The sequence below is a fragment of the Sphingobium baderi genome (genome assembly GCF_001456115.1).
GTDB lineage: Bacteria > Pseudomonadota > Alphaproteobacteria > Sphingomonadales > Sphingomonadaceae > Sphingobium > Sphingobium baderi_A.
Map to the genome: position 1 here is coordinate 1,883,002 of NZ_CP013264.1, position 25,995 is coordinate 1,908,996.

Genomic DNA, 25,995 nt, shown 5'->3' on the forward strand with positions numbered 1-25,995 from the left:
GGGAAGCGTTCCGGGCTCATGTTTTTTTGGATAGCAAGAGCGGGGGGCAAAAGATTTGCTATCCGCAGATCATAACGCTCATCCCAGAAGGGGGTTCCCAGCCAATTGAAAAAAATCGTGATTTTATTTTCTTTTTTTTCAATCGCTTGCTAAAAATCGCCGAGAAATCAGGTCAAAGGCTTGCCGCTATTTCGATATTCGGGACGAATGGTGGATTCAGGCAAGGCCTGGACAGGCTGTGAAGGGACTATCGGCATCGTCTGGTAGGAAGGAGAAGGCTGGACCGCATAGGGCATCTCAAAGGCGTCAAGAGGCGCCACAGGCTTGGCTGGCCACGTCCGCCGCGCAGGGCCGGATTGCATCTCGCGCCCGCCATAGGGGATACGAAAAGCGGCTGGCGTCCCGTGGAACCCTGAATTGCGGTAAAAGATGTGCGCGCCGATCACTGCCACTGCCTGAAGGGTGCTGGACCATGGGGGGCGGACGGCTAGCGTATGATAATGTGTGGCAAGACCCACGGGACGATAGACCAGTCCAGAAAGGGCCTGGTCCGCGATGCGCTGTGCCCGCGTCCAGGCGCGGATGTCGGGCGCGCGGGCCATGGACCCATCGCAACTGAAGGTGAACTGGCACCGATAGTCGGTGCGTTCCGACCCTTCATACACGACGCCGCACACGCTGTTGGGCCAGAGCGGGCTGCGGACCCGGTTGAGTACGACCTGCGCGACGGCGCGTTGCCCGTCTTCCGGCTCATTGCCCGCTTCATAATAGATGGTCGACGTCAGGCAATTGAGTGCACGATAGCTGTCGAGCGCCGTCAATCCGCGAAAGGCCATGGCAGGGGCCGCCTGCACTTGAGCCAGGCCCATCACGTGTTCGCTGCGCGATATCTGCACGCCTGGCACGGGATCGAATGCGCCCTGCGCGAAGAAAAAGGCGGAGCCTGGGAAATTCTGTCCCGCTTTCTCGGCGGGATCGTCGTCGGTGATGGGGGTGTCCAGCATGTCGAGGGGCGCTGCAGTGATAAGGTGCGGCGCCGCAAGCGCGGTCATCGCCACGGCGGCAAGGGCACCATGCAGCTTCCATCTGTTCCCCGCCATGCGAGACTGCATTACCCGTCCTTGCGAATTTCGCCCATTGCCCGGCGCTCTCGATCCGCCCTAACTCAAAGAGGTTGCGATTTCCTGTCCGGATTCGCGATCGTCCCGCTATGGTACGTTCTGCCTGTTACAGGTTAACGCGCGGCAAAGGGATGAAAACTGAGGCTTTGCGGGCCGATGTATTCCATTGCTTGGCAAGGCGCTGTCTGGTCCGCTATGCGGATGTCATGCTGGTCCAAAAAGATAGTCTCGCCCTTATCGGCAACACCCCTCTCGTGCGCCTCGCCGGTCCTTCCAGCGAAACGGGATGCGAGATTTTCGCCAAGTGCGAATTCGCCAATCCGGGTGCTTCGGTGAAGGATCGCGCGGCGCTGTTCATCGTCAATGACGCTGAGGAAAAGGGATTGCTCAAGCCCGGCGGGACGATCGTGGAGGGGACCGCAGGCAATACCGGCATCGGTCTGGCGCTGGTCGCCAATGCGAAGGGCTACAAGACGATCATCGTCATGCCGGAAACGCAGAGCCGCGAGAAAATGGACACGCTGCGCGCGCTGGGGGCGGAACTGGTGACCGTGCCGGCCGCGCCCTACTCCAATCCCGGCCATTTCGTGCACACGTCGCGCCGCATCGCGGAAGAGACCGACAATGCCGTCTGGGCGAACCAGTTCGACAATATCGCCAATCGCAAGGCGCATATCATGGGCACCGCCGAGGAAATCTGGACACAGATGGACGGGCGGATTGACGGCTTCACCTGCGCGGCAGGGACAGGTGGCACGATTGCGGGTGTGGGACTAGGGCTGAAGGCGCATGATGAGGCCGTCACCATTGCCCTCAGCGATCCATATGGCGCGGCGCTCTATAATTATTACGCGCATGGCGAGTTGAAAGCGGAGGGCAGTTCCGTCGCGGAGGGCATAGGACAGGGGCGCATCACCGCCAATCTGGAAGGCGCTCCCATCGACACGCAGTTCCGCATTTCCGATGATGAGGGATTGGCCTGGGTCCGCCGCTTGCTGGCCGAGGAAGGGCTGTGCCTGGGCCTGTCGTCAGGCATCAATGTGGCGGGCGCAGTGGCGCTGGCGAAGCAACTGGGTCCGGGCAAGCGGATCGCGACGATCCTGTGCGATACAGGTTTTCGCTATCTTTCAACGCTTTATAATCGGGAATGGCTTGAATCTAAGGGCTTGACGGTGTTCCCTTGGTTCGCGCACAATCGTTGACAGGCCGATAAGGTCGCGGCTGTCAGAAAAAAAAGAGCAGATTATGGCTGAAACACCCCGCCGACAGGAAGGGTTGCAGCGCGTCCAGATCGGCTTGACGGGTCTCGCGGGCGTGGTGCTGCTGGTCGGTCTTGCGAATATCGTGATTGACAAGGCGCGAGTGGACGATGCCATCGCGCCGCCTCCAGTCGTGCCCACCGCTGGGGCCAATGCCGTGTCGCCCAAGGAACCACTGGCGGAACTGGGCGTACAGCCCGCGCCGGAGCAGGCGCCGGTCGTGCCCGATCTTCAGCCCGATCCCTATCTCAGGAAACCGATGGATCGCGATCCGCAGGCACAGCCGCGCTGACGAGCGATAAGCCGATAGAGGGTCCGCATCACGCATGATCGCGATGGGGCGCTGCCTGTTGATACTGTGCCTGCCGATGCTGGTGCTGCTGAGCGGTTTACCTGCCGTGCTGCATGGTGGACAGGTCGACGCGATGCGTTGGGCATGGCCTGCCATGTTGATATTGACGAGCGCTGGCTGGATCATGGGCCGTGCGCGGTTGAAGCTGACGCTGTGGATTTCGACCGTTGCAGCCGGAAGCGTTCTTCTTCTGTGTGTCGTCGCAGCGGGGCGTGCGCCTCCACCGTGGCCGATGTTGCTTTTGTTGGTCATTGCCTGTGCTGCGGGTGCGGGTGGCGCTGTGTGGCGGTCGCGCTGGCCGCTAGCGTTTGGCCTGCTGGCGGTCGCGGGGCTGGCATGGTTTGTTGGACGGGCTTCTCCAGTCAGGCAGGTGGCGGATCGGCCGGCGCTTGCCGTCATCACGGCCCTGCCCCTGTTCTGGCGCGAGGGAGAACTTGGCCTAACCGCTCGGACGGATGCGCTGATCGTCGCACTGCTGCGTCGCCGCTTCGATGTGCAGCCATTGGATAGCGCCCTGTCGCCTGACCTGCGGAGGATGGGGCTGCTGATGCTTGCCCAGCCGCGCGGGATGGAGGCAGGGGAACTGGTCGCCATCGACCAATGGGTGCGAGAGGGCGGGCGGGTGCTGATATTGGCTGATCCGCTGTTGCTCTGGCCATCGACCTTGCCGTTGGGCGACCGCCGCCGTGCGCCTCCCGCCAGCCTGTTAGGTCCATTGCTGGATCATTGGGGTGTGCGGCTGGCCCCGGCCGAAACGATGGGGGAGGGGCGACATTTTCTGCCCGACGGTTCTTTATTGACGAGTATGGCGGCCTCTCGGTTTGAGGTGCGAGAAGAGCATTGTCGGCCCGAAGCATCCGGGCTGATTGTCCTATGCCGGATAGGGCGGGGCACGGCTATCATGGTGGCCGATGCGGATATGATCGACGACCGGCTTTGGCTGGCCGATCCTGGCCGCCCCTTGTTGCCTCAGCAATGGAGTGCCGATACCCCTGCGCTGGTCATGCATTGGCTTGGCCAATCGCTTTCCGGCGAGCGACGCTGGGTGCGCTCGGAAGATGATCTGGTGCGAGCGGTACGCTGGGCGGCGCTGGCCGGGATTTTATGGGCGGGATTGGGATGGATGTGGTTTGGGCGCGTGAAACGCCCGATTGCGAGTGGGCAGATGGCAGCCGTAGAGAGAGAAATAGGGTCAAAGTAGAAATAAAAACCAGAACAAAACAGGATTTCCCAGATTTTACCGACTTTTCCCTTTTCTTGACGCTTGGGGATTGGTATCTGATTGCCTATTGGGGTTGTCAGGCTTCGTGCGCGTAATGTGCTGGATCGCATCGGCGATTTAGCGAGCGATGGCCTGCGCTCTGTCAACAGGGGCGAACAGGCCAAAAGTGTCGGAACTCATTCTCTATACGGGCAACGCGTTCAGCGTCGCGGACGGCAAAGGTCGTTTCGTGCTGCCCTTGGAGATGCGCCGGCAGGTGAAGCTCTCCAGCGGAGGCGAGAACCGCCTCTATATGTCCGTTCATGTCGAAAATGGCTGCGCTACAGGCTTTGGCGAGTCGCATCGCCGCTTCCTGTTCGGTGAAGTCGAGGAACTGGCGCGCGAAGCGCGGGCGCAGGGCCACGACTATAATGCCGATCTGGAGTTGGAGCGCCGCCTTGGCACCATTGAGGAAGTGAATTTCGACGAAGGCGGCCGCTTCGCCATGCACCCCGATATCAAGGAGGAATATGGGGTCACTGACGCCGTATTCTTCTATGGCGTGGGCCGTTACATCCAGATCTGGAAGCCCGAAGCGCTGATAGACAGCAAGAATCGCCCGGAATTGATCCGTAATAAGGTGCGCCGTTGGCTGGATCAGCGAGAAGCGGGGGGCGGCAAATGACCCTCTCCGCCGATCCCGATCGCCATATTCCCGTCCTGATTCATGAGGTGCTGGATGCCCTCGCCATCAACCCCGGCGAGCAGCATGTCGATGGCACGTTCGGCGCAGGTGGTTATTCGGCGGCGATGGCGGGGAAGGGCGCGCAGGTTTTCGCTTTCGACCGTGACCCCGATGCGATCCGCGAAGGGCAGGCGCTGGCATCAGAAAAGGGCATAGCCCTGATCGAAGGCGAGTTCTCCCGTATGGAGGCGCTGTTGGCGGAGCGTGGCGTGACGAGTGTTTCGGGCATAACGCTCGACATCGGCGTTTCGTCTATGCAACTCGACAGGCCGGAACGAGGCTTTTCCTTTCAGGCTGATGGGCCGCTCGCCATGACGATGAGTCAGGACGGTATGAGCGCGGCCGATTTCCTGAACAACGCCCTGGAGCAGGACATAGCCGACGTGCTCTATCGCTATGGTGAAGAGCCGCGTTCGCGCCGGGTCGCGCGGGCCATCGTCGAGGCGCGGCCGCTGGAGCGGACGGGGCAGCTTGCTGCCGTGGTGCGCCGGGCGCTGGGCCACAAGCCCCATGACAAGAAGGACCCGGCAACCCGGACCTTCCAGGCTATCCGCATCCATGTGAACCGCGAACTGGAGGAACTGGAGCGCGGGTTGGAAGCGGCCGAGGCCCTGTTGGAAGAGGGCGGTCGTCTGGCTGTCGTGACTTTCCACAGCCTTGAGGATCGGATCGTCAAGCAATTCCTGCGCCAACGTTCGGGCAGCGAAAGCGGTGGATCGCGCCACATGCCCGAGCGGCAGGTCAACGAACGCCCTACTTTCGAGCGCCCCGCCAAGGCTGTGCGTCCCGGTCAGGCCGAATTGACGCGCAACCCCCGCGCCCGTTCCGCCACGCTTCGCAGCGCCGTCCGCACCGGTGCGCCAGCCCGCCGTTCCAACACCAGCCGGAGTGATCGGCCATGATCGCGGTCAAGAGGTTGCAGAGCCTGATCTGGGTGTTCCTCGTCGCGCTGGGCGCGCTGGGCGCTTATCTGGTTTCGCTCAAGGTCGCGACGGAACGCAACGAACTGATGCGGGTCAAGGCGCAGATTGTGCGAGCCAATGGCGACATCCGTTATCTGGAAACCGAATTCAGCGCGCGGGCGAATATGCGGCAGCTTGAGCGCTGGAATCAGGATGATTTCATGTATGCGACCCCGACTGCCCAGCAATATCTGGCGGGCGAGCGGGCGCTGGCGCATCTGGACGGCGTTCAGCCCAATGGTCCCGATTATGTCGCGCCGCCGGTGATGGTGGCGATGGTGCAGACGCCCGCCGATCTGCCGTCCGCCGCGCAGCCCGCTCCGGCCAGTCCTGCCGCGACGCAGATCCGCAGCGACATTGCCGTCATCCGCGAAGCCCATGCGGCCGATAATGTCGACAGGATCGCGAAGCCCACCAAGCCAACGCTTGCGGAAAAGGCGAAGCGCGACGCCGACACGTCCCGCCCCAATCCGGTTGCGCGCCGTGCCGAGCGGATGGCGATGCTGGACGCCAAGCTGCTGGATGACAGCACGCTGGGGGACCTCAGCGCCAAGGCTGCGCGCGAACGCAGGAAGGAGCCGCGCTGATGGCGACGATCATCGTCCAGCCAGGTGGTGCAAGGGCCGGGCGGCAGCGGATCAACCTGACTGCCATTGCCCATAATCGGCTGATGCTGCTGTTGCTGTTGTTCCTAGCCATCACTGCGATCCTGATCGGCCGGCTCACCTGGGTCGGCTTCTTTGCTGATGGCGGGCGGGGCGGGGACGGGCTTTCGGGACTGCTCCCCGCGCGCGCGGACATTGTCGACCGCAACGGCGTGCCGCTGGCGCGAACGATGGATGCCTATTCCATTGCCGTGCGTCCATCGAAGCTGATCGGCGAACCGGCGGAACTGGCGCGCAAGCTGCACGAAATCTTCCCTGATGAGCCGGAGACCGAGTTTTACAAGAAGCTGATCGGCAAGGGCTGGGCCTATCTGCGTCGCCGTGCTTTGCCCGAAGAAGTGGCGGCCGTGAATGCGCTGGGCGAAATCGGCATCGAATTCCCACGCGAAAAGGAACGACTCTATCCGCAGCGGACGCTGGCAGCGCATGTGCTGGGGTTTGCGCCCAATGCGGACGGCGTAGGCGGCATGGGCGTGGAAGCGGCTTTCAACGATCGCCTGATCGATCCGGCGCTGCGTGGGCAGCCCTTCGCCATTTCGATCGACAGCCGGGTGCAGGGCGCGCTGGAAAGCGAGCTTTATGCCCAGATGGTCGCGCAGAACGCGAAGGGCGCGGGCGGGGTCATCCTCGACGCCAATACCGGCGAGGTGATCGCCATGGCCTCTATCCCCGTGTTCGATCCCAATAAGTTGCAGAATTACGCGGGCAAGAAATGCTCTGATTCGCCGCTCTGCAACCATATCGTGCAGGCGCGTTACGAACTGGGTTCGACCTTCAAGCCTCTGTCCATTGGAGCGGCCATGGATCGGGGCGTCGTCACGTCGATGAGTAAGCGGTATGATGCTACCGCTCCGCTGGCCGTCGCGGGCTTCAAGATCAAGGACGACCATCCGCTCGGCCGCTGGGTGAATGTGCCGCAGATCCTTGTGCACAGCTCCAACATCGGCACTGCGCGCATCGCGGACGAAATGGGTGCCGAGCCGTTGCAGCATCTTTTCCGCGAACTGCATTTCGACCAGCGGGCCCCGATCGAGCTTAACGAGCGCGCCAAGAGCATCTGGCCGTCGAGTTGGGGGCGCATTACCACCATGACGGTATCCTATGGCCATGGCATCGCGGTCACGCCGCTCCACCTTGCGGCCGCCTATGCGGCGCTGGTGAATGGCGGCATGTGGCGTCCGGCCACGCTGCGGAAGCTGAAGCCCGATGAAGTGCCGCAGGGCCATCGCGTTTTTTCCGCTGCCACCAGCGCGCGGATGCGGCAACTGTTGCGGATGATCGTTTCAGCCGGTACAGGGCGGAGCGCCAACGCCGTGGGCTATCGCATTGGTGGCAAGACAGGCTCCGCCGAAAAGCCGGAAGAGGGCCGCTATAACAAGACTTCACTGGTGACGACTTTCGCTGCTGCTTTCCCGATGGATAATCCCCGCTATGTCGTGCTCACCATGATGGATGAGCCGAAGGGGAACGCGCAGACTTTTGGTTTGCGGACGGCCGCCTGGACGGCGGCGCCGGTGGTGAAGCGGGTGGTGGAACGCACCGCGCCGATGCTGGGAATCATGCCCGACGAGCAGCGTGACGTCGATATTTCCGACCTCATGCCGCTGCTTGGCGGAGACAAGGGAGAAAAAGAGTGACGCGCCTCGGGTCGCTAATCGAGGAGCTGGATGTCGAGGTCGACGGTGACGCCGGCCTCGACACGTCCGTCACGGGTTTTGCGATTGATAACAGGAAGGTCGCGCCGGGCACAGTCTTTGGCGCGTTCCAAGGGCTGCGCGTCAATGGTGAGGTTTATATTCCTGACGCTGTGAAGGCGGGCGCGATTGCCGTCGTCGCCCGGCCCGAAGCCAAGGTCGAGGGCGCGGTGCATATCGCCCACCCCAATCCGCGCCGCCTGTTCGCCTTGCTCGCCGCACGCTATTTTTCGCCTTTTCCTGATGTAACCGTCGCTGTCACCGGGACCAATGGCAAGACGTCCACTGTGGAATTGACGCGACAGCTTTGGCGGATGCTGGGGCACAAGTCGGCGTCCATCGGCACGCTGGGCGTCACCACGTCGGTCGATCAGGTTTCGACCGGCCTTACCACGCCGGACATCGTGACCTTTCTGTCCAACATGTCGGGTCTCAGACGCGAGGGCATCACTCATGCCGCGTTCGAGGCGTCGAGCCATGGCCTCGCCCAATATCGAACCGAAGGACTGCCGGTCGTGGCGGGGGGGTTCACTAACCTGTCGCGCGACCATCTCGACTATCATGGCGACATGGACAGCTATTTCGAAGCCAAGATGCGGTTGTTCGACGAAGTGGTCGCACCAGATGGCGCCGCGGTCATCTGGGCAGATGACGAATGGTCGGACAAGGTTATCGAACGGGTTACGAAGCGGGGGCTTCGTCTGCTGAGCGTCGGGGTGAAGGGGCAGGCACTGCGTCTTGCCAACCGCACCCCGACCCAGTTGGGTCAGGCGCTTGAGATTGAAGCGGATGGCAAAATCTACAAGGTCAATCTGCCGCTCATCGGCGCCTATCAGGCGGCTAACGCTCTCACGGCGGCGGGCCTCGTCGTGGCGACGGGTGGGGATATAGCCAAGGTGCTGGAACTCTTGAGCCGGGTCCAGCCGGTGCGCGGGCGGCTGGAGCGCGCCGTTATCAGCAAGGCGGGCGCGCCGGTCTATGTCGATTATGCCCATACGCCCGACGGCCTGCGCGCCGCTATCGAGGCGCTGCGTCCGCATACGAAGGGCCGCCTGATCGCTCTCTTTGGCGCGGGCGGAGATCGCGACGCGGGCAAGCGACCGCTGATGGGTAAGGTCGCGACCGAGCTTGCCGACCATGTGATCGTGACGGATGACAATCCCCGTTCCGAAGACCCCTCCGTCATTCGTTCCGCTGTGATGGCGGGCGCTCCGGGTGCCGAGGAAATCGGCGGGCGGCGCGCCGCCATCGCCGCGGCCATCGCGCAGGCGGGGGCGGATGATATTGTGCTGCTGGCGGGCAAGGGACATGAGCAAGGGCAGATCATCGGTGACCGCGTGCTGCCGTTCGATGACGTCACCGTGGCGCGGGAGTGCGCGGGGTGAAAGCTGACCTCTGGACCTCCGGGGAAATTGCTTCGGCCACGGGCGGCGCCGCGACGGCGCCGTTTGCCGTTTCCGGTGTGGCCTTCGACAGCCGCGAAGTGACCCAAGGCGACCTGTTCGTCGCGATGAAGGGTGAAACTACCGACGGGCATCGCTTTGTCGACAAAGCCTTCGCGCAGGGCGCGGCGGGCGCCATCGTCAGCGAGCCGGTCGATTATCCGCATGTGCTGGTGCCCGACAGCGTCGCCGCTCTGGAGGGGCTGGGCCGCGCTTCGCGGGCACGGATGGGGGGGAAGGTGATCGGCGTCACCGGATCGGTGGGCAAGACCGGAACCAAGGAAGCACTGTTCCAGGCGCTTGACCGCAGCCATCCGGCGTTCGTGCACCGCTCGGTCAAAAGCTACAACAACCATGTGGGCGTGCCTCTGAGCCTGTCGCGGATGCCCCGTGACGCGGCCTTCGGCGTGTTTGAGATGGGTATGAATCATGCGGGTGAACTTGCCGCGCTCACCCGGCAGGTGCGTCCGCATGTCGCCATCGTCACCGCCATCGCACCCGCGCATATCGAATTTTTCGGCACCGAAGACAAAATCGCGCAGGCCAAGGCGGAAATCTTCGAAGGGCTGGAGCCGGGCGGCACGGCGATCATCCCCTATGACAGCCCACATGTCGCCATCCTTTACGAAAAGGCGGAGAAGCACGCGGCGCGTGTTTTGACTTTCGGCTTTGGTGAGGAAGCGGATGTTCGTGTGAGGGAAATGGTTCCTGCGGCGAGTGGCGGAACGCTGGTGACGGCGGTTTTGTCCGACGCTGAACTGTGCTTCACCGTTGCGGCGCCGGGCGACCATTGGGTGTCGAATGCGCTAGCGGTGCTGGCGGCGGTTGAGGCGTTGGGCGGCGATTTGGCGATGGCGGGGCTTGCACTCGCTGAGATGCCAGGCCTGCCGGGACGCGGCGAGCGGCGCATCGTGCCGGTCGCGGGTGGCGAGGCGCTGCTGATCGACGAAAGCTATAATGCCAATCCGCTGAGCATGGCGGCGACGCTCAAGCAATTGGGACAGGAAAAGGCAGAACGCCGCATCGCCGTTCTGGGCGGGATGCGCGAACTGGGCGACCGCAGCGCCGAACTGCATGCCGGACTTGCAGAACCGCTCGCCGCCGGACAGGTCGACTATGCGATATTGGTTGGACAGGAGATGGCGCCGCTGGCCGACGCGCTGGGAAAGGCATTTTCCTTCGCTCACGTGCCCGATGCGGCGGCGGCCACCAACCTGCTGCAATCCGAAATGCGCGCGGGCGATGCGATCCTGGTCAAGGGATCGAACGGCATCGGCCTGTCACGCCTGATTGCCGCGCTGAATGAAACGACCCGCGATGGGAACAGGAACTGATGCTCTACTGGCTTGCCCAGACACTGGATTTCGCGGGGGTTTTCAACCTTGTCCGCTATTTGAGCTTTCGTGCCGGAGCGTCGATCGCGACGGCGCTGCTCATCGGCCTCGTCATTGGACCACGGTTCATCGGCTGGTTGCGCGTGCGGCAGGGCAAGGGACAGCCGATCCGTGACGACGGCCCGCAAAGCCATCTGGCCAAGCGGGGCACGCCGACCATGGGCGGTCTCATGATTCTCACTTCCATGATCGTGTCGGTCCTGCTCTGGATGAACCTCTCGTCCATCTATGTGTGGGCTTGCCTCTTCGTGACGCTGGGCTTTGGCGCGATTGGCTTTCTTGACGATTATGACAAGGTGACGAAGGCCAGCCACAAGGGCCTTTCAGGCAAGGTGCGTCTGCTGTTCGAGTTCCTGATCGCGGGGTTCGCCGCGTGGATGATCGTTAATCATCACGGCAATACCGCGCTTTATGTGCCCTTCTACAATGGCCCGGCGATCGAGTTGGGGCCGTTTTATTTCCTGTTCGCAGCCTTCGTGATCGTGGCGTTCGGCAATGCGGTGAACCTGACGGACGGGCTGGACGGCCTTGCCTCCATGCCGGTTATTATCGCGTCGCTGGCGTTCATGCTGATCGTTTATCTAGTCGGCCGCGCGGACTTCGCCACCTATCTGGGCATTCCGCATGTGCCGGGGGCCGGCGATCTCACCATCCTGTGCGGTGCGATCATTGGGGCAGGCCTCGCCTTCCTCTGGTTCAACGCGCCGCCCGCCGCCGTATTCATGGGCGATACCGGGAGCCTCGCGCTGGGCGGCACCATCGGCGTGATCGCCGTCACCGCGCATCATGAAATCGTGCTGGGTATCATTGGCGGGTTGTTCGTCGTGGAGGCGATGAGCGTCATCATTCAGGTATTCTTCTACAAACGGACCGGCAAGCGCGTGTTCAAGATGGCGCCGATCCACCATCATTTCGAGCAGCTTGGCTGGGCCGAGCCGACGGTCGTCATTCGTTTCTGGATCATCGCCTTCGTGCTTGCGCTCGCCGGTCTTGCCACGCTGAAGCTGAGGTAAGGATGGGGATCGTTTCGAACATCTTTGCGGGCAAGCGTTACGCGGTGTTGGGACTGGCGCGATCGGGCCTCGCCACGGTCGAGACGCTGGCGGCCAGCGGCGCGCAGGTCGTCGCCTGGGATAGCCGGGAAGAAGCGCGCGCTACCGTAGCGGACAAAGCGGAGCTTGCCGACCCGGCGGAGATCGACCTTAAGGGCTTTGACGGCGTCGTCGTGTCGCCGGGCGTGCCGCTCAACAAGCATCCCATTGCCATGCAGGCGAAGCTGGCGGGCGTGCCGATCATTGGCGACATCGAGCTGTTTGCGCTAGCCCGGCCGACGCTCCCACCGCATAAGGTCGTCGCCATCACAGGCACTAACGGCAAGTCGACCACCACCGCGCTCATCCATCATATCATCGAGCAAGCGGGATACCCCACACGCATGGGCGGCAATATCGGCCTGCCGATCCTGGGGCAGGAACCGCTGGAGCCGAACCTGAAAGGCGCGGGCATCTATGTGTTGGAACTGTCGAGTTATCAGATCGACCTGACCCACAGCCTCGATTGCGACGTGGCGGTGTTGCTTAATATCACGCCGGATCATCTGGATCGCTATAATGGTTTCGAAGGCTATGTGGCCTCCAAGGCACGGCTGTTCGCCATGCAATCCGCGGAGCATGTTGCGGTTATCGCCACTCAGGACGATCCGAGCCGCGCCATAGCAGCCAAGGCCATTGCCCGCAGCGTGGAAGTGAAGGCGGCGGACATCGATCCCGCCGCGCAGGCTGGATGGCCTTCGCTACAGGGGCCGCACAATGCCCAGAACGCCGCCGTCGCCATTGCTGTAGCCAGCGCGCTGGACATTGATGAGGATACCATCGCCAACGCGCTCACCTCTTACGCCAGCCTGCCGCACCGGATGCAGCGGGTTCGGGAACTGAACGATGTTCTCTACGTCAACGACAGCAAGGCGACCAATCCCGCCTCGACTGCCCCTGCGCTCGCTGCCTTTCCGCCCATGAATGGAAAGCCCCGCATCCACTGGATCGTCGGCGGCCTTGCCAAGACCGATAATCTGGACGAGTGCGCGCCTGCATTCGGTAATGTCGCGCAAGCCTATACCATCGGTGAGGCGGGGCGTATGTTCGCCGACTTGCTACGCCCACATATGGCGGTGGATGACAGCGAGATGCTATCGGCCGCCGTTCGGCGCGCGGCGCGGGTGGCGCAGCCGGGCGATGTGGTGCTCCTGTCGCCGGCTTGCGCGAGTTTCGACCAGTTCCGCGATTTCGAAGCGCGGGGCGATGCCTTCGCCGCGGCCGTCGCGGCGCTGGAATAAGCAGGCGCAAAGGAAAGGGCGAGCAGGCATGTTCAGGGCAGGGGAACTGGTGAAGGGCTTCAAATCCCGCACCGTGCCGCGCGAACGGACCGCGCTTGCCATCTGGTTCTGGGAAATCGATCGCCTGCTGCTGTCGCTGATCGTCGCGCTGATGGCGATCGGGCTTGTGGCGGTCGCGGCGGCATCCCCGGTTGCCGCCATCGACCGTTCCACTACCACGGTCGCGGTCAATCCACTGATCTATTTCTATCGCCAGCTCATGTGGGTGGGGCTGGGTTTGCCGATCATGCTGGTGATTTCCATGTTGCCCCGGCCACAGGCGCGGCGGTTCGCGGTCGTGATGTGCTGTGTGTTCGTGCTGGCTCTGATGCTGGTGCCCCTGCTGGGATCGACAGTGAACGGCGCGAAGCGATGGATTGACCTGCCTGGCTTTCGTTTCCAGCCTTCGGAATTTCTGAAACCGGTTTATGTCGTCACCATTGCCTGGCTGCTTTCGCTGCGTGGCAAGGACGAAACGCTGCCTGTTATTCCGTTGACTGGCGTGGTCACGGCTTTCATCGCGCTGATCTTGATGCGCCAGCCCGACTTTGGGCAGACAGTGATATTCGCGGCTTGCTGGGGCTGCCTATTGCTGCTTTCGGGCGTGCCGATGCGCTTCATTGGTGCGATGGCGGGGATAGGGCTCGCCGGGCTGGTGGCGATGTATATGTTCTACGAGAACGGGCGGCAACGTATCAACGACTTCCTGGGCATCGGCGTCGATCATGCGGCGGGACCGGACCAGACCGACCTTGCCTATCGCACCATCACCCATGGCGGCTTCATGGGCGTGGGGCCAGGGGGCGGGCAGAACAAGTTCCGGCTGCCCGAAGCGCATACCGACTATATCTTCTCGGTGATCGGGGAGGAATTCGGCCTCCTCGCCTGCATCGCCATCGCGGTCCTCTACCTCGCCATCGTCGTGCGGGTGTTGTTGCGCTTGCTGGACGAAGAGGATAATTTCACGATCCTCGCCGCCGCTGGCCTTACCACCCAGTTCGGGTTGCAGGCGATCATCAACATGGGTGTCAATGCCCAGATTTTTCCGTCAAAGGGCATGACGCTGCCCTTTATCAGCTATGGCGGCTCCTCTATGCTCGCGCTTTGTATCGGGGTAGGCCTGTTGCTCGCATTCACGCGGCGCAACCCCTTCATGGGCCGGCACACCGTCGTCAAATGGAGTGGTCGATGAGCATTTCCCGTCACTTCGTCCTCGCCGCAGGCGGGACGGGCGGTCACATGATACCCGCCCATGCCGTCGCTGAAGAGCTGATGGCGCGGGGCCATCATGTCGCTTTGGTGACGGATGAGCGGGGCGCGAAGATCCCTGGCATTTTTGACAAGGCGCAGGTTCATGTGCTGCCCGCTGGCCGGATGACCGGCAACCCGAAGAGCTGGCCGGGCGCTTTGAAGGCCATTCTCGCCGGGCGGGCCATGGCGCGGCGGCTGAACGAGACGTTCCGGCCGACTGCCGTAGTCGGCTTTGGCGGCTACCCGGCCCTGCCTACTTTGCTGGGTGCGTTGGCCGATGGCATTCCGACCGCTATTCATGAACAAAATGCCGTGCTGGGCCGCGTGAACCGGTTGATCGCGCGCCGTGTCGACGCGATCGCGACCGCCTATCCCGTGGTGGAGCGGCTCAACGACAAATATGCCGACAAGGTCCATCTGATCGGCAACCCTGTGCGCGAGGAAGTGAAGGCGCTGCGGGACGAAGAATTTCCCGCATTGACCGACGAGAGCGTGTTCCGCGTGCTGGTGATCGGCGGCAGTCAGGGCGCGACGATCCTGTCGAGCGTGGTGCCCGATGGCCTTGGCATGTTGCCACTGAGCTTGCGCCGCCGCCTCCAAGTCACGCAGCAATGCCGCGCTGAGGATATCGAACGTGTCCGCAAGCTCTATGCCGATCTTGAAATTCCCGCGGACCTGGCGACCTATTTCAATGACGTGCCGGAAAAGCTGGGCTGGTCGCACCTCATCATTGCGCGGGCAGGCGCCTCGACATTGGCGGAACTGACCTGTGCGGGCCGTCCCGCCATCCTTATCCCGCTACCCAGCGCCATGGACGATCACCAGACGGCGAACGCCCGCGAGATGACGGAAGCGGGCGGTGCGCGCACCATAACGCAGGCGCGCTTCACCGCCATCGAACTCGCCAAGCAGATGCAGAAGATGGCGATGGAGCCGGGCGCGCTCCAGAATGCCGCGAAGCGCGCTCGCGCATGTGGGCGTCCCGACGCCGCGCGCGACATGGCCGATCTGCTTGAAAGCATCGGCCCCGCGCCCATCGTCAATGATCCGCTGCGCGTCGGTCCGACGCCGACCAGCCTCAATCTCCAGGGAGTTCCCGCATGAAAGGTGTCGGCACTGACATCGGTACGATCCATTTCATCGGCATCGGCGGTATCGGCATGTCCGGCATCGCTGAAGTGATGCATAATCTGGGTTACAAGGTTCAAGGCAGCGATGTGGCCGAAGGCTATGTCGTAGAGGGACTCCGCCAGAAGGGCATAGCCGTGAAGATCGGCCATAAGGCGGAAAATCTGGGCGATGCAGCCGTGGTCGTCACCTCCACCGCGATAAAGCGGGGCAATCCGGAAGTCGAACTGGCGCTGGAAAAGCGCGTGCCGGTCATCCGTCGCGCGGAAATGCTGGCCGAACTGATGCGCCTCAAATCCACAGTCGCAGTAGCCGGAACCCACGGCAAGACTACCACGACCTCGATGATCGCGGCGTTGCTGGATGCGGGCGGCGTAGACCCAACCGTCATCAATGGCGGCATCATCAACAGCTACGGTTCCAATGCGCGTCTGGGAAATAGCGAGTGGATGGTGGTGGAAGCCGACGAAAGCGATGGCAGCTTCCTGCGTCTTGACGGCACCATCGCGGTCGTCACCAATATCGATCCTGAGCATCTCGATCATTACGGCAATTTTGACGCCGTGAAGGATGCCTTCGTCGAGTTCGTCGAGAATGTGCCTTTCTATGGCGCGGCGATATTGTGTCTCGACCATCCAGAAGTGCAGGCGATTCTGCCACGCGTGCAAGATCGGCGCATCGTCACTTACGGCTTTTCGGCACAGGCGGATATTCGCGGCGAGAATGTGCAGCCAATCCCCGGCGGCAATCGCTTCGATGTGCAGATCCGTGAGCGTGACGGTTCGGTCCGTCGGATCGACGGTGTCGAAATGCCGATGCCGGGCCGCCACAATGTGCTCAACGCCATGGCTGCCATCGGCGTTGCGCTGCATATGGGGATTGACGATGCAACCATACAGACCGGTTTTGCCAAATTCGGCGGCGTAAAGCGCCGCTTCACCAAGGTTGGGGAAATCCCGGCCGGGCAAGGTGTCGCCACCGTCATCGATGATTACGGCCACCATCCGGTCGAGATCAGGGCCGTGCTCGCCGCCGCTCGCGAAGGCTTGCAGGGCGCGGGGAGCGGGGGGCGCGTCATTGCCGTGGTCCAGCCGCACCGCTTCACGCGTCTGCGCGATTTGATGGACGAGTTCCAGCAGGCGTTCAACGACGCCGACATCGTCTATGCCGCGCCCGTCTATCCGGCGGGCGAGCAGCCGATCGAGGGCGTGGATAGTTCCGCGCTGGTCGAAGGGTTGAAGCGCCGGGGCCATCGCGCGGCCTCTACCGTGGAAGGGGCCGACGATCTGGCCCGTGTCATCGCTACGGATGTTCGGGCTGACGATATGATCGTCTGTCTGGGTGCAGGGGACATTACAAAATGGGCGGCAGGCCTGGCATCTGCCGTCACAGCGTCGAGTAAGCAGGGAGAGGCGGCCTGATGTCCGCGCTGTTCGGCATAGGCTTGGACGCGCAGATGCAGCAGGGTGTGGATGCTGTGTACGACATGGGCGAAACGGTGCGCTCATGGGGAGTGCGCGCTTGACGCTAGCTTCTTCTCTCCGGTCGTCCTTTCCTTCCGTTCGCGGCACGCTCAAGGCCGACGCTCCCTTGGCGCCGCTGGTCTGGTTCAAGGCAGGCGGCACGGCGCAATGGCTGTTTGAGCCTAGGGATATCGATGATCTCTCCGATTTTCTGAGTGGTCTGGACCCGGCCATTCCAGTGATGGCGTTGGGCCTTGGCTCCAATCTTATCGTGCGGGATGGCGGCGTGCCGGGCGTGGTCGTGCGGCTTGGCAAGCCCTTTGCGAAGGTGGAGAGGGTGGATGCCACGACTCTGCGCTGTGGTGGCGGGGCGTCGGGTATCCTTGTTTCTTCAACCGCGCGCGATGCGGGCATAGCGGGGCTTGAGTTCCTGCGTTCGATCCCCGGCACGGTCGGTGGCTTCGTGCGGATGAATGGCGGCGCCTATGGCCGCGAAACATGCGATATATTGATCGAATGCGATGTCGTTTTGCGTTCGGGCGAGCGCATCACGCTGCCGCTCGACGCATTGGGTTACACCTATCGGCACAGCACATTGCCCGAAGGCGCAGTGGTGGTGAGCGCGCTGTTCCGGGGCGTGCCTGGAGAGCCTGTCGCGATCCAGGCGGAGATGGACCGGATCGCCGCCGCGCGTGAGGAAAGCCAGCCGCTTCGCAGCAAGACCGGCGGATCGACCTTCAAGAACCCCGCCGGGCATAAGGCTTGGGCTCTGGTCGATGAAGCAGGCTGTCGTGGGCTTAAGCTGGGCGGGGCGCAGGTCTCGGAAAAACACACCAATTTCCTCCTCAACCTAGGCGAGGCGACCAGCACAGATATCGAGGCGTTGGGCGAGGAAGTCCGCCGCCGCGTTCGAGAAAAGAGCGGCATAGAACTGGAGTGGGAAATTCAGCGTGTCGGACTGTTAGCCGACGCCGCCGACAAGGAGAAAATCGTGGGGTTGCAGAAGTGAGCCGGGGTCCGTGGCATGTCGCCGTCCTGATGGGCGGATGGTCGGCGGAGCGCCCCGTCTCGCTGTCGAGCGGGGAAGGCGTGGCGAAGGCGCTGGAATCCCGCGGGCACAAGGTTACGCGGATCGACATGGATCGCGACGTCGCGCTGCGCCTTGCGGAAACGAAGCCCGATGTCGTGTTCAACGCCCTGCACGGCGTTCCGGGCGAGGACGGGACGGTGCAAGGCATGATGGACCTGATGGGGCTCACCTACACTCATTCGGGTCTCGCCACTTCGGTCATCGCCATCGACAAGCAACTCACCAAACAGGCGCTCGTGCCGCATGGCATCCCCATGCCCGGCGGGCAGGTGGTACAGAGTGAGAGCTTGTTCGAGGGCGATCCCCTGCCGCGTCCCTATGTCGTGAAGCCAGTCAATGAAGGCAGCTCCGTCGGCGTCGCCATCGTGACCGAGGGCGGCAATTATGGCTCGCCTGTCGGCCGCGATGTGGAAGGGCCGTGGCTGCATTTCGAAGAGTTGCTGGCCGAACCCTATATCCGGGGCCGGGAACTGACGACCGCAGTTCTGGGTGAAGAGGCGCTGCTGGTCACGGAATTGCGGCCCAAGAGCGGTTTCTATGATTTCGACGCCAAATATACCGACGGCATGACTGAGCATGTCTGCCCCGCCAACATCCCTGACGACATCGCGCAGGCGTGCAAGGCGATCTCGCTGCGCGCCCACAAGCTGTTGGGTTGCAGGGGGGCGTCACGTTCCGACTTCCGCTGGGACGACTCGCAGGGTATCGATGGCTTGTTCCTGCTGGAGGTCAATACGCAGCCGGGCATGACGCCACTCAGCCTCGTGCCTGAACAGGCGGCGAAGCTGGGCATTGATTATGCGGAACTGGTCGAGCGGATCGTGGAGGATGCGCTGAAAACGGGGGCGAAAATGGGGGCTTTGCATGAGTGAAGCACGAATTCGGCGTGGCGGTACCGCACGGTTGACGCGAACGACGTCCAAAGGGCGGGGCCGCGCGGTCAAGCAGCGGTCCCAGATCGACCGCCTGATCGCATCCCTGCCCGTCAGCGAAGCCACGGTGCAACGCATGGCGAGTTGGGCCATCGTCGGCATCGCGCTGGCGCTCGCCGGTGGCATTGCGATCATGTTCGGTCTTCCCGGCATGGCGCGGCAGGGCGCGGCGGACCTTGCCGCCCGCGCAGGCTTCGAGGTCGAAAAGGTCGAGGTGCGCGGCGTTGAGCGCATGGATGAAATGCCCGTCTATAATATTGCACTGGGGCAGGTGGATCGCTCCATGCTGTCGGTCGATCTGCCCAAAGTGCGGGAGGAAATGCTGAAGCTCGGCTGGGTCAAAGATGCACGCGTTTCTCGCCGCCTGCCCGATACGCTGGTGGTCGATATTGTCGAGCGTGAGCCGGTCGCGGTGTGGCAGAACGGGGGGCACCTGCAACTGATCGACGTAGCGGGCGTGGTGCTTCAGAGTGTGTCGTCCGGCGCCATGCCTGATCTCCCACTGGTCGTAGGACCGAACGCCAATCTCCAGACGGCGGGCCTCAACAAACTGATGGAAAATGCCCCCGCCCTGAAGCCTATGCTTGCCGGTGCGACATGGGTCGGCAATCGCCGCTGGGATCTGCGTTTCCAATCGGGCGAAACGCTTTCCTTGCCCGAAGGCGACAAGGATTCGGCCTCCGCGCTGGTCAATTTCGCGCGCATGGACGGCGTCAATCGCTTGTTGGGCCGGGGAATCGTCAAGTTCGACATGCGCGATCCCGATCGTTTCGTGCTCCGTCTGCCGCAAGGGTTGGCGCAGGACAAGCCTGAAGCGGCGACGAATACGCAGCCCGCTTCGGACGGTGAGGGATAAGGCGTCATGGCACAGCCCAAGGTCGAAAAACTCTTCACGGCGATCGACATCGGGTCGTGGAAAGTGTCCGCGCTGATCGCGGGGCGCACGGAAACGGGCGAGTTGACGATCCTGGGCACCGGCCAGCGCGAAAGCCGGGGCGTGCGGCGTGGCTTCATCGCCGACATGGAGCGCACGGAACTCGCCGTGCGCGAAACGGTGGAACAGGCAGAACGCGTCGCGGGCACCAATATCGAGGATGTGTGGGTCAGTTTTTCTGGCGGCAGTCTGGTCAGCGATGTCGTCACGGTTGAACGTGACATGGGCGGCTATCGCATCGAACAGGCCGATATCGATGACCTGCTCACCACCGGCCAGCAGGGGATCGACCCGGACGGGCGCGTCATACTCCATGCCCAGCCGACTTGCTTTACCATCAACGGCAAGGTGCCGGTCAAGAAGCCGCTGGGGATGCATGCCGATCTGCTGGGCGTCGACATTCATGTCGTGCTGGCCGATGGCGCGCCGCTCGCCAATCTCGACCTGTGCGTGCGGGGGGCTTATCTCAACGTCAATTCCATCGTCGCCTCGCCGATCGCCACCGGCTTTGCCTGTCTGTCGGAGGAGGAGCGCGATCTGGGCGTGGCGCTGGTGGAACTGGGCGCGGGTGTCACCAATGTCTCGCTTTATGCGGGCGGTATGCTGGTGGGGCTTCATTCCATTCCGCTGGGTGCGTCGGACATCACCGATGACATCGCGTCGGCCTTCGGCATCCGACGCAGCCAGGCGGAGCGGGTCAAATGCTTCTATGGCTCGGCGATGCAGAATCGCCGCGATTTCCGTGAAATGATCGAGATCGCGACGCCCCATGGCGATGTCGCCATTCCAGGCCAGAATGCAGGGCCGAACGCCGAAGGCGGCAAGATCACCCGTGCCGCGCTGGTAGGCGTGATCTGCGAACGGCTCAATCAGATCATGGTCGAAGTGAATGCCGCGTTGGCGGGCATGGGTTTCAATACGCCTACGGGACGGCAGGTCGTGCTGACCGGCGGCGGCGCGGAGATGAAGGGCATTGCCGACTACGCGCAAGGCGCACTGGGTCGCGCCGTTCGCATCGGACGCCCGCGCGGGATCGCGGCCTTGCCTGAAGCGCACAGCGGGCCTGCCTTCGCCACATTGGCCGGATTGGCGCTCTACGGCGCTTCCAACCCGGTTGATCTAAGGATGATGGCGCCCGTCCCGCAGACCGTGCATCGTCTCAGCGCACCCGTATGGTGGCAGCGGATGATGCGAGCGATGAAGACCAATTATTGATGGAATTGAAAATCAGATGAAATTAGCTGATGAATTACACGAATTTCTGTTGCATTAACCTTTCAGGTCAGTTTCGCTTCACGTCGCCGAAGCTGGAGGGAGCTAGAATTTATGAGTATTGAGATCAGCCCGCCGCATGTGGACGAGTTGAAGCCACGCATCGCGGTGATCGGCGTAGGCGGCGCGGGCGGCAACGCCATCGCGAACATGATCGCCGCCAGTGTCGAGGGCGTGGATTTCATCGTCGCCAACACCGACGCGCAGGCGCTGAACGCCTCTCCGGCGGAACGGCGCATCCAGCTTGGCCCGCAGATCACCGAAGGACTGGGCGCGGGATCGCGTCCCGAAATCGGCAAGGCGGCGGCGGAAGAAACCATCGCATCGGTCGAACAGGCGCTGGAAGGCGCGCATATGTGCTTCATCGCCGCAGGCATGGGCGGCGGCACTGGCACCGGCGCAGCCCCCGTCATCGCCAAGGCGGCGCGTGACAAGGGTATCCTGACCGTCGGCGTCGTGACCAAGCCCTTCACCTTTGAAGGCAATCGCCGCATGAAGTCGGCGGAATCGGGCATCGAGGAACTGCAAAAGCATGTCGATACGCTGATCGTCATTCCGAACCAGAACCTGTTCCTGATCGCGAACCCCAACACCACCTTCAAGGAAGCCTTCCAGATGGCGGACGAGGTGTTGCAGCAGGGCGTGCGCGGCATCACCGACCTGATGGTCATGCCCGGCCTGATCAATCTCGATTTCGCCGACGTCCGATCTGTGATGGGCGAAATGGGTAAGGCCATGATGGGCACCGGCGAAGCCGATGGTGACGGCCGCGCGCTTCAGGCGGCGGAGAAGGCGATCGCCAACCCGTTGCTCGACGGCGTGTCGATGCGCGGGGCGAAGGGCGTCATCGTGTCCATCGTTGGCGGTGACGACATGCGCCTGATGGAAGTCGATGAAGCCGCCAACCATATCCGCGAATTGGTCGATCCAGACGCGAACATCATCTGGGGCTCCGCGTTCAACGACAATCTGAGCGGCAAGATCCGCGTGTCGGTTGTCGCGACTGGTATCGACAGCGAAGTCGGCCAGGGCGCAGCCCCGTTGACCCAGCCGTTCAGCTTCGCCAATCGTCCCTCGGTCGCCGTGCCCTCCTCCGCGCCGAAACCGGTCGCGCCGGCGCAGCCCGGCGCGCAGGCCGTAACGGAAGAACCCGAGACGCTGGAACTCGACGTGCCTGAAGCGCCCGCTCCCGCACCGCTGACGCCGCCGATCGAGGAAACGGCGGCTGCGACTGATGCAGCTCCTGCGCGCCCTCGTCCGGCTGCTGTTTTTTCCGATGAAAATGCGGGTGAAGATGAACTGCTGCTGGGCGCGGAAAGCGCCGAAGCCGCCCCGGCCGAACCAGCGCACCCGCAGCCCGCGCCTCGCGTGGCGACCGGCGGAACGCTGTTCGAGCGGATGGCTGGCCTCACTCGCGGCGCGGACAAGGCGCCCGCGGTCGACGATAGCAAGGGAGCGGACATTCCCCGCTTCCTCAATCGGCAGAGCAATCAGTAAAAGCTGTGGGCGCGGTGTGTTCCGCGCCCCTTTTTTGCGCGCCGTCGATTGCATGGAGCAATCCGGCGCGCTTTTTTCTGCGGTAAGTTTCCCATTCAGGGCGCGATCCGCTAAGGGGCGTATGTGATAAGATCTCCCCTATGGCTTCTGGCGCCCCTCCTATTGGTGGGAACGGCCCATGCCCAATCCGATCAGGCGCAACTGGTTCGCCCATCCGATGCCGCTGATCTCAACAGCCATCTAGCGCGCCTGGCTTCCGATCCCCGCGACGTCACTGCGCTGATTGGAGCGGGGGAGGCTGCGTTGGCGCTGGACGATCCGCGCGCCGCCGCCGGATTCTTTGCGCGCGCGGACGCGATTCAGAGCGGCAATGGCCGCATCAAGGCCGGGCTGGGCCGCGTGATGCTGAAGATGCAGAACCCGGCGGAAGCACTGCGTCTGTTCGATCAGGCCGCGCGGCTGCGCTATCCTGATGCCGGTTTCCTGTCCGACCGTGCATTGGCCCGCGATCTCACCGGAGATCAGGCTGGCGCGCAGCGCGACTATCAGGCCGCGTTGCAGCGCCAGCCGGACGATGCGGAACTCATTCGCCGCTATGCTGCTTCGCTCGGTATTTCGGGACAGGTGGAGGCATCCGACAAGGTGCTCCAGCCACTGCTCTACAAAAGCGACCGGGCCGCTTGGCGATATCGCGCCTTTATCCTGGCGATGAATAACAAACAGGCGGAAGCAAAGAAGATAGCGGACCAGACAATGCCTGCCCCGCTTGCGAGCGCCCTGACTCCCTATATGCAGAAAATGCCCTATCTCACTGCCGCACAAAAGGCTGCGGCGATTCATTTTGGCCATTTCCCTACAAATGTGGGCACGCGAATCGCAGCCATAACCCCGACCGCGCAACCGCCATCCGCAGCAGTGCCGAATCCGGCGACTCCCAACGCAGCGGCATCCACGCCTTCAGCCCGCGCGGACAATCGTTCACGCAGCGCGGTGCGGCGTGAAGCGTCAAGGGTGGCGCGGGCGGGCAGCCCGGCGCCGGTGGCTTCATCCTCCCCGGAGGCGACGACAGCGGTGTCGGCCGCGCCCGTTCATTCAGCCCAGCCACAGCCCGTGCAGCCGCAGCCTGCCCAGCAGCAGGTCCAACCACTACCACCATCGTCTCAACCGACGTCGCAGCCCGCCCCGCAGGTCCGGCCAGTCTCGCCGCCGCTTCAACCCGTGCGGCAGGTGGAGGCCGCTTCGCCCGCACCTTCGACGAGTGCCGTGCAAGGACCACCGGCGCCTGGCTTTGAATCCGTGCAGGTCACGCGCGCTCCCGCAGCGGCTCCGGCGCAGCAGACCAATCCCTTGAACGCCGTGCCGCTCGCGCCCGCGCCGACGCAACCTCAGCCTGCTCCGAACGCGGCCACACAACCCGTTGCTGCGCCGCTTCCAGCGCAATCGGCCAGGGCCGTCGCGCCCGCCGCGACCCCACAGCCCAATCCGCAAGCGACGCGTACGCTGGCGGATATCATCCACGCCATCGACGTGCCGGACGAGGAATTGAAGCCCAGTGTCGCGCCAGTTGATCTGGCGGAGGTCGCCGCCTTGCAGGCTGCCCGGCGCGCTGAGCGTGAGGCGGCCGCAGAAAAGGCGAAGAAATCCGCCGATGCGAAAGCCAAGGCTGAGGCCGACGCAAAGGCGAAGAAGGAAGCCGAAACCAAGAGGAAGCAGGCGGAGGAACAGAAGCGGCTGGCGGCCAACCCATCCCGCAACTGGGTTCAGATCGGCACGGGGTCGGACAAGGGCGCGCTGGCCTTCACCCTGCGCGCGCTTCGCAAGAAATATGACGAGGTGGCGCCACAGGATGGTTGGACGGCATCCTGGGGACGCACAAATCGCCTGCTCATCGGCCCCTTTTCCAGCTTCACGCGTGCAAAGACGGTGGAATCGAACCTCAAGAAAGCGGGGGCAGATGCCTTTGCCTGGCAAAGCGATGCGGGAGAGGTCGTCGAGCGGATCGGCGGCAAATAAGGCACGCGCATGACCCGTCTGGCTTCCTATGCCTCTCATCCCGGTCATAGCCGGGGCCGCCTCCATGCCGAGCCGGGCGGTGAAATACGCGGGCCGCGCGACATGTTCCAGCGTGACCGTGACCGGATCATCCATTCCATCTCATTCCGCCGCCTGCGCCACAAGACGCAGGTGTTCGTGTCGCCTGACGGCGATCATTTCCGCGTGCGCCTTACTCATAGCCTTGAAGTGGCGCAGATCGGCCGCACCACTGCCCGCACCCTGGGTCTTAACGAGGATTTGACGGAGGCGTTGTGCCTGGCCCATGACATCGGTCATCCGCCCTTCGGCCATGCTGGGGAAGATGCGCTGGAGGCGGCACTCGACGAACAGGGCGGCTTCGATCACAATGCACACACGCTTCGCACGCTGATGCAGCTGGAAAGCCCCTATCCGCTGTTCCGGGGGCTGAACCTCAGTTGGGAGATGCTGGAGGGACTGGCCAAGCATAATGGTCCTGTCGATCATCCCGGCTGGGCCATGCGCGAAGTAGACGCATTGTTCCCCCTCGATCTTTCCAGCCATGCCTCGCTGGAAGCACAACTCGCGGCGATTTCGGACGACATAGCCTATGACAATCATGACATAGATGACGGGTTGCGCGCTGGTCTGCTGACACTGGATCAGTTGCTGGCCGTGCCACTGGTGAAGATGTCATGGGACCGGGTCCGCGCCCGCTACCCCGATGTGCCGGAAGACAGGTTGTTGCGTGAACTGGTGCGCGAACAGATCGGCGTTATGGCGAATGATCTGATCGCCGCAACCCGGGCGAATATCGCGCAATCGGGCGTCGAGACGGTGGAGGAGGTGCGGCAAGCGGGGCGCGCTCTTGTTGGGTTTTCGCCGGAGATGGCCGCGCAGGAACGCGAACTCAAGCGGTTCATGTATGCGACGCTCTATCATCATCCCGAACAGCTTGCCGCAGCGGCGCGCGCGCGGGTGATCGTCACCGACCTGTTTCGCGCCTATCATGAACGGCCCGACCTGATGCCGCCCGAATGGCGCGATGACTGCGTGCGGGAGGAACCGCGGTGCAGTCGCCATATCGCGGATTTCATCGCAGGCATGACGGATCGCTATGCGGAGAAGCGTCATGCCGAGATATTCGGGGAAGTGACATTCGCCTGATCGCTGGTTGAAAGCGGGCGTGGCCATGCCCAATTTCCATTC

At 62.9% G+C, this 25,995-nt stretch carries 22 protein-coding genes; 21 read left to right on the plus strand and 1 reads right to left on the minus strand.

The features are described from left to right. Positions 1 to 167: 167 nt before the first annotated feature. Positions 168 to 1,112: a cell wall hydrolase gene (locus tag ATN00_RS09410; RefSeq protein WP_062064178.1), complete on the minus strand. Its 945-nt coding sequence runs from the start codon at positions 1,110 to 1,112 to the stop codon at positions 168 to 170. 215 nt (positions 1,113 to 1,327) lie between these two features. On the opposite strand from ATN00_RS09410, the gene ATN00_RS09415 reads away from it, so the two are divergent. From ATN00_RS09415 to ATN00_RS09515, 21 genes are all read left to right on the plus strand, one after another. Continuing rightward, the gene (locus ATN00_RS09415; protein WP_062068610.1) at positions 1,328 to 2,323 is read left to right on the plus strand and encodes a cysteine synthase A; all 996 of its coding nucleotides are present in this window, start codon (positions 1,328 to 1,330) and stop codon (positions 2,321 to 2,323) included. A 43-nt stretch (positions 2,324 to 2,366) separates the two neighbouring features. Continuing rightward, a complete protein-coding gene (locus ATN00_RS09420) occupies positions 2,367 to 2,672 on the plus strand; it encodes a hypothetical protein (RefSeq protein WP_062064180.1) in 306 nt (101 codons plus the stop codon). 34 nt (positions 2,673 to 2,706) lie between these two features. Beyond that, entirely contained in the window at positions 2,707 to 3,933 is a 1,227-nt protein-coding gene (locus ATN00_RS09425; protein ID WP_062064182.1) for a Gldg family protein, read from the plus strand. Positions 3,934 to 4,120: 187 nt separating this feature from the next. Further along, the gene (locus ATN00_RS09430) at positions 4,121 to 4,618 is read left to right on the plus strand and encodes a division/cell wall cluster transcriptional repressor MraZ (RefSeq protein WP_062064184.1); all 498 of its coding nucleotides are present in this window, start codon (positions 4,121 to 4,123) and stop codon (positions 4,616 to 4,618) included. Next, entirely contained in the window at positions 4,615 to 5,580 is a 966-nt protein-coding gene (rsmH, locus tag ATN00_RS09435) for a 16S rRNA (cytosine(1402)-N(4))-methyltransferase RsmH (RefSeq protein ID WP_062064186.1), read from the plus strand. Before ATN00_RS09430 ends, rsmH begins: the two co-directional genes overlap by 4 nt. Continuing rightward, positions 5,577 to 6,227, plus strand: coding sequence for a hypothetical protein (locus tag ATN00_RS09440; RefSeq protein ID WP_062064187.1), 651 nt, complete (start codon positions 5,577 to 5,579; stop codon positions 6,225 to 6,227). The genes rsmH and ATN00_RS09440 overlap by 4 nt, the downstream gene beginning before the upstream one ends. Beyond that, positions 6,227 to 7,942, plus strand: coding sequence for a peptidoglycan D,D-transpeptidase FtsI family protein (locus ATN00_RS09445; protein ID WP_062064189.1), 1,716 nt, complete (start codon positions 6,227 to 6,229; stop codon positions 7,940 to 7,942). The genes ATN00_RS09440 and ATN00_RS09445 overlap by 1 nt, the downstream gene beginning before the upstream one ends. Beyond that, positions 7,939 to 9,384, plus strand: coding sequence for a UDP-N-acetylmuramoyl-L-alanyl-D-glutamate--2,6-diaminopimelate ligase (locus ATN00_RS09450; protein ID WP_082635154.1), 1,446 nt, complete (start codon positions 7,939 to 7,941; stop codon positions 9,382 to 9,384). Before ATN00_RS09445 ends, ATN00_RS09450 begins: the two co-directional genes overlap by 4 nt. Beyond that, a complete protein-coding gene (locus ATN00_RS09455; RefSeq protein ID WP_062068614.1) occupies positions 9,381 to 10,775 on the plus strand; it encodes a UDP-N-acetylmuramoyl-tripeptide--D-alanyl-D-alanine ligase in 1,395 nt (464 codons plus the stop codon). The genes ATN00_RS09450 and ATN00_RS09455 overlap by 4 nt, the downstream gene beginning before the upstream one ends. After that, the gene (gene mraY, locus ATN00_RS09460) at positions 10,775 to 11,848 is read left to right on the plus strand and encodes a phospho-N-acetylmuramoyl-pentapeptide-transferase (RefSeq protein WP_062064190.1); all 1,074 of its coding nucleotides are present in this window, start codon (positions 10,775 to 10,777) and stop codon (positions 11,846 to 11,848) included. The genes ATN00_RS09455 and mraY overlap by 1 nt, the downstream gene beginning before the upstream one ends. Before the next feature lie 2 nt (positions 11,849 to 11,850). Beyond that, positions 11,851 to 13,167: a UDP-N-acetylmuramoyl-L-alanine--D-glutamate ligase gene (gene murD / locus ATN00_RS09465; RefSeq protein WP_062064192.1), complete on the plus strand. Its 1,317-nt coding sequence runs from the start codon at positions 11,851 to 11,853 to the stop codon at positions 13,165 to 13,167. A 28-nt stretch (positions 13,168 to 13,195) separates the two neighbouring features. Then, positions 13,196 to 14,398: a putative lipid II flippase FtsW gene (gene ftsW, locus ATN00_RS09470; RefSeq protein WP_062064193.1), complete on the plus strand. Its 1,203-nt coding sequence runs from the start codon at positions 13,196 to 13,198 to the stop codon at positions 14,396 to 14,398. Further along, on the plus strand, positions 14,395 to 15,561 hold the full coding sequence (gene murG / locus ATN00_RS09475; RefSeq protein WP_062064195.1) for an undecaprenyldiphospho-muramoylpentapeptide beta-N-acetylglucosaminyltransferase: 1,167 nt from the start codon (positions 14,395 to 14,397) through the stop codon (positions 15,559 to 15,561). Before ftsW ends, murG begins: the two co-directional genes overlap by 4 nt. Next, entirely contained in the window at positions 15,558 to 17,006 is a 1,449-nt protein-coding gene (murC, locus tag ATN00_RS09480) for a UDP-N-acetylmuramate--L-alanine ligase (RefSeq protein ID WP_062064196.1), read from the plus strand. The genes murG and murC overlap by 4 nt, the downstream gene beginning before the upstream one ends. An 85-nt stretch (positions 17,007 to 17,091) precedes the next feature. Further along, positions 17,092 to 18,057 (plus strand): UDP-N-acetylmuramate dehydrogenase, encoded by a 966-nt coding sequence (gene murB, locus ATN00_RS09485; protein ID WP_062064197.1) that lies wholly within the window; start codon positions 17,092 to 17,094, stop codon positions 18,055 to 18,057. Beyond that, a complete protein-coding gene (locus ATN00_RS09490) occupies positions 18,054 to 19,010 on the plus strand; it encodes a D-alanine--D-alanine ligase (RefSeq protein WP_062064199.1) in 957 nt (318 codons plus the stop codon). Before murB ends, ATN00_RS09490 begins: the two co-directional genes overlap by 4 nt. Beyond that, positions 19,003 to 19,926 (plus strand): cell division protein FtsQ/DivIB, encoded by a 924-nt coding sequence (locus ATN00_RS09495; protein WP_062064200.1) that lies wholly within the window; start codon positions 19,003 to 19,005, stop codon positions 19,924 to 19,926. Before ATN00_RS09490 ends, ATN00_RS09495 begins: the two co-directional genes overlap by 8 nt. 6 nt (positions 19,927 to 19,932) lie before the next feature. After that, the gene (gene ftsA / locus ATN00_RS09500) at positions 19,933 to 21,219 is read left to right on the plus strand and encodes a cell division protein FtsA (RefSeq protein WP_062064202.1); all 1,287 of its coding nucleotides are present in this window, start codon (positions 19,933 to 19,935) and stop codon (positions 21,217 to 21,219) included. Between the two features lie 111 nt (positions 21,220 to 21,330). Next, on the plus strand, positions 21,331 to 22,773 hold the full coding sequence (gene ftsZ, locus ATN00_RS09505) for a cell division protein FtsZ (protein ID WP_062064203.1): 1,443 nt from the start codon (positions 21,331 to 21,333) through the stop codon (positions 22,771 to 22,773). A gap of 123 nt (positions 22,774 to 22,896) precedes the next feature. Continuing rightward, positions 22,897 to 24,786: an SPOR domain-containing protein gene (locus ATN00_RS09510; protein WP_062064204.1), complete on the plus strand. Its 1,890-nt coding sequence runs from the start codon at positions 22,897 to 22,899 to the stop codon at positions 24,784 to 24,786. 9 nt (positions 24,787 to 24,795) lie between these two features. After that, entirely contained in the window at positions 24,796 to 25,953 is a 1,158-nt protein-coding gene (locus tag ATN00_RS09515) for a deoxyguanosinetriphosphate triphosphohydrolase (protein ID WP_062064206.1), read from the plus strand. The last annotated feature ends 42 nt before the right edge of the window (positions 25,954 to 25,995 follow it).

Excerpts from the sequence above, each read along its gene's own strand:
- ATN00_RS09445 (WP_062064189.1), top strand. The coding sequence starts at position 6,227 with ATGGCGACGATCATCGTCCAGCCAGGTGGTGCAAGGGCCGGGCGGCAG.
- murD (WP_062064192.1), top strand. The coding sequence starts at position 11,851 with ATGGGGATCGTTTCGAACATCTTTGCGGGCAAGCGTTACGCGGTGTTG.
- mraY (WP_062064190.1), top strand. The coding sequence starts at position 10,775 with ATGCTCTACTGGCTTGCCCAGACACTGGATTTCGCGGGGGTTTTCAAC.
- ATN00_RS09410 (WP_062064178.1), bottom strand. The coding sequence starts at position 1,112 with ATGCAGTCTCGCATGGCGGGGAACAGATGGAAGCTGCATGGTGCCCTT.
- ATN00_RS09420 (WP_062064180.1), top strand. The coding sequence starts at position 2,367 with ATGGCTGAAACACCCCGCCGACAGGAAGGGTTGCAGCGCGTCCAGATC.
- ftsZ (WP_062064203.1), top strand. The coding sequence starts at position 21,331 with ATGAGTATTGAGATCAGCCCGCCGCATGTGGACGAGTTGAAGCCACGC.
- ATN00_RS09415 (WP_062068610.1), top strand. The coding sequence starts at position 1,328 with ATGCTGGTCCAAAAAGATAGTCTCGCCCTTATCGGCAACACCCCTCTC.
- ftsA (WP_062064202.1), top strand. The coding sequence starts at position 19,933 with ATGGCACAGCCCAAGGTCGAAAAACTCTTCACGGCGATCGACATCGGG.
- ATN00_RS09495 (WP_062064200.1), top strand. The coding sequence starts at position 19,003 with ATGAGTGAAGCACGAATTCGGCGTGGCGGTACCGCACGGTTGACGCGA.
- ATN00_RS09425 (WP_062064182.1), top strand. The coding sequence starts at position 2,707 with ATGATCGCGATGGGGCGCTGCCTGTTGATACTGTGCCTGCCGATGCTG.
- ATN00_RS09515 (WP_062064206.1), top strand. The coding sequence starts at position 24,796 with ATGACCCGTCTGGCTTCCTATGCCTCTCATCCCGGTCATAGCCGGGGC.
- rsmH (WP_062064186.1), top strand. The coding sequence starts at position 4,615 with ATGACCCTCTCCGCCGATCCCGATCGCCATATTCCCGTCCTGATTCAT.
- ATN00_RS09440 (WP_062064187.1), top strand. The coding sequence starts at position 5,577 with ATGATCGCGGTCAAGAGGTTGCAGAGCCTGATCTGGGTGTTCCTCGTC.
- ftsW (WP_062064193.1), top strand. The coding sequence starts at position 13,196 with ATGTTCAGGGCAGGGGAACTGGTGAAGGGCTTCAAATCCCGCACCGTG.
- murB (WP_062064197.1), top strand. The coding sequence starts at position 17,092 with ATGGGGAGTGCGCGCTTGACGCTAGCTTCTTCTCTCCGGTCGTCCTTT.
- murG (WP_062064195.1), top strand. The coding sequence starts at position 14,395 with ATGAGCATTTCCCGTCACTTCGTCCTCGCCGCAGGCGGGACGGGCGGT.
- murC (WP_062064196.1), top strand. The coding sequence starts at position 15,558 with ATGAAAGGTGTCGGCACTGACATCGGTACGATCCATTTCATCGGCATC.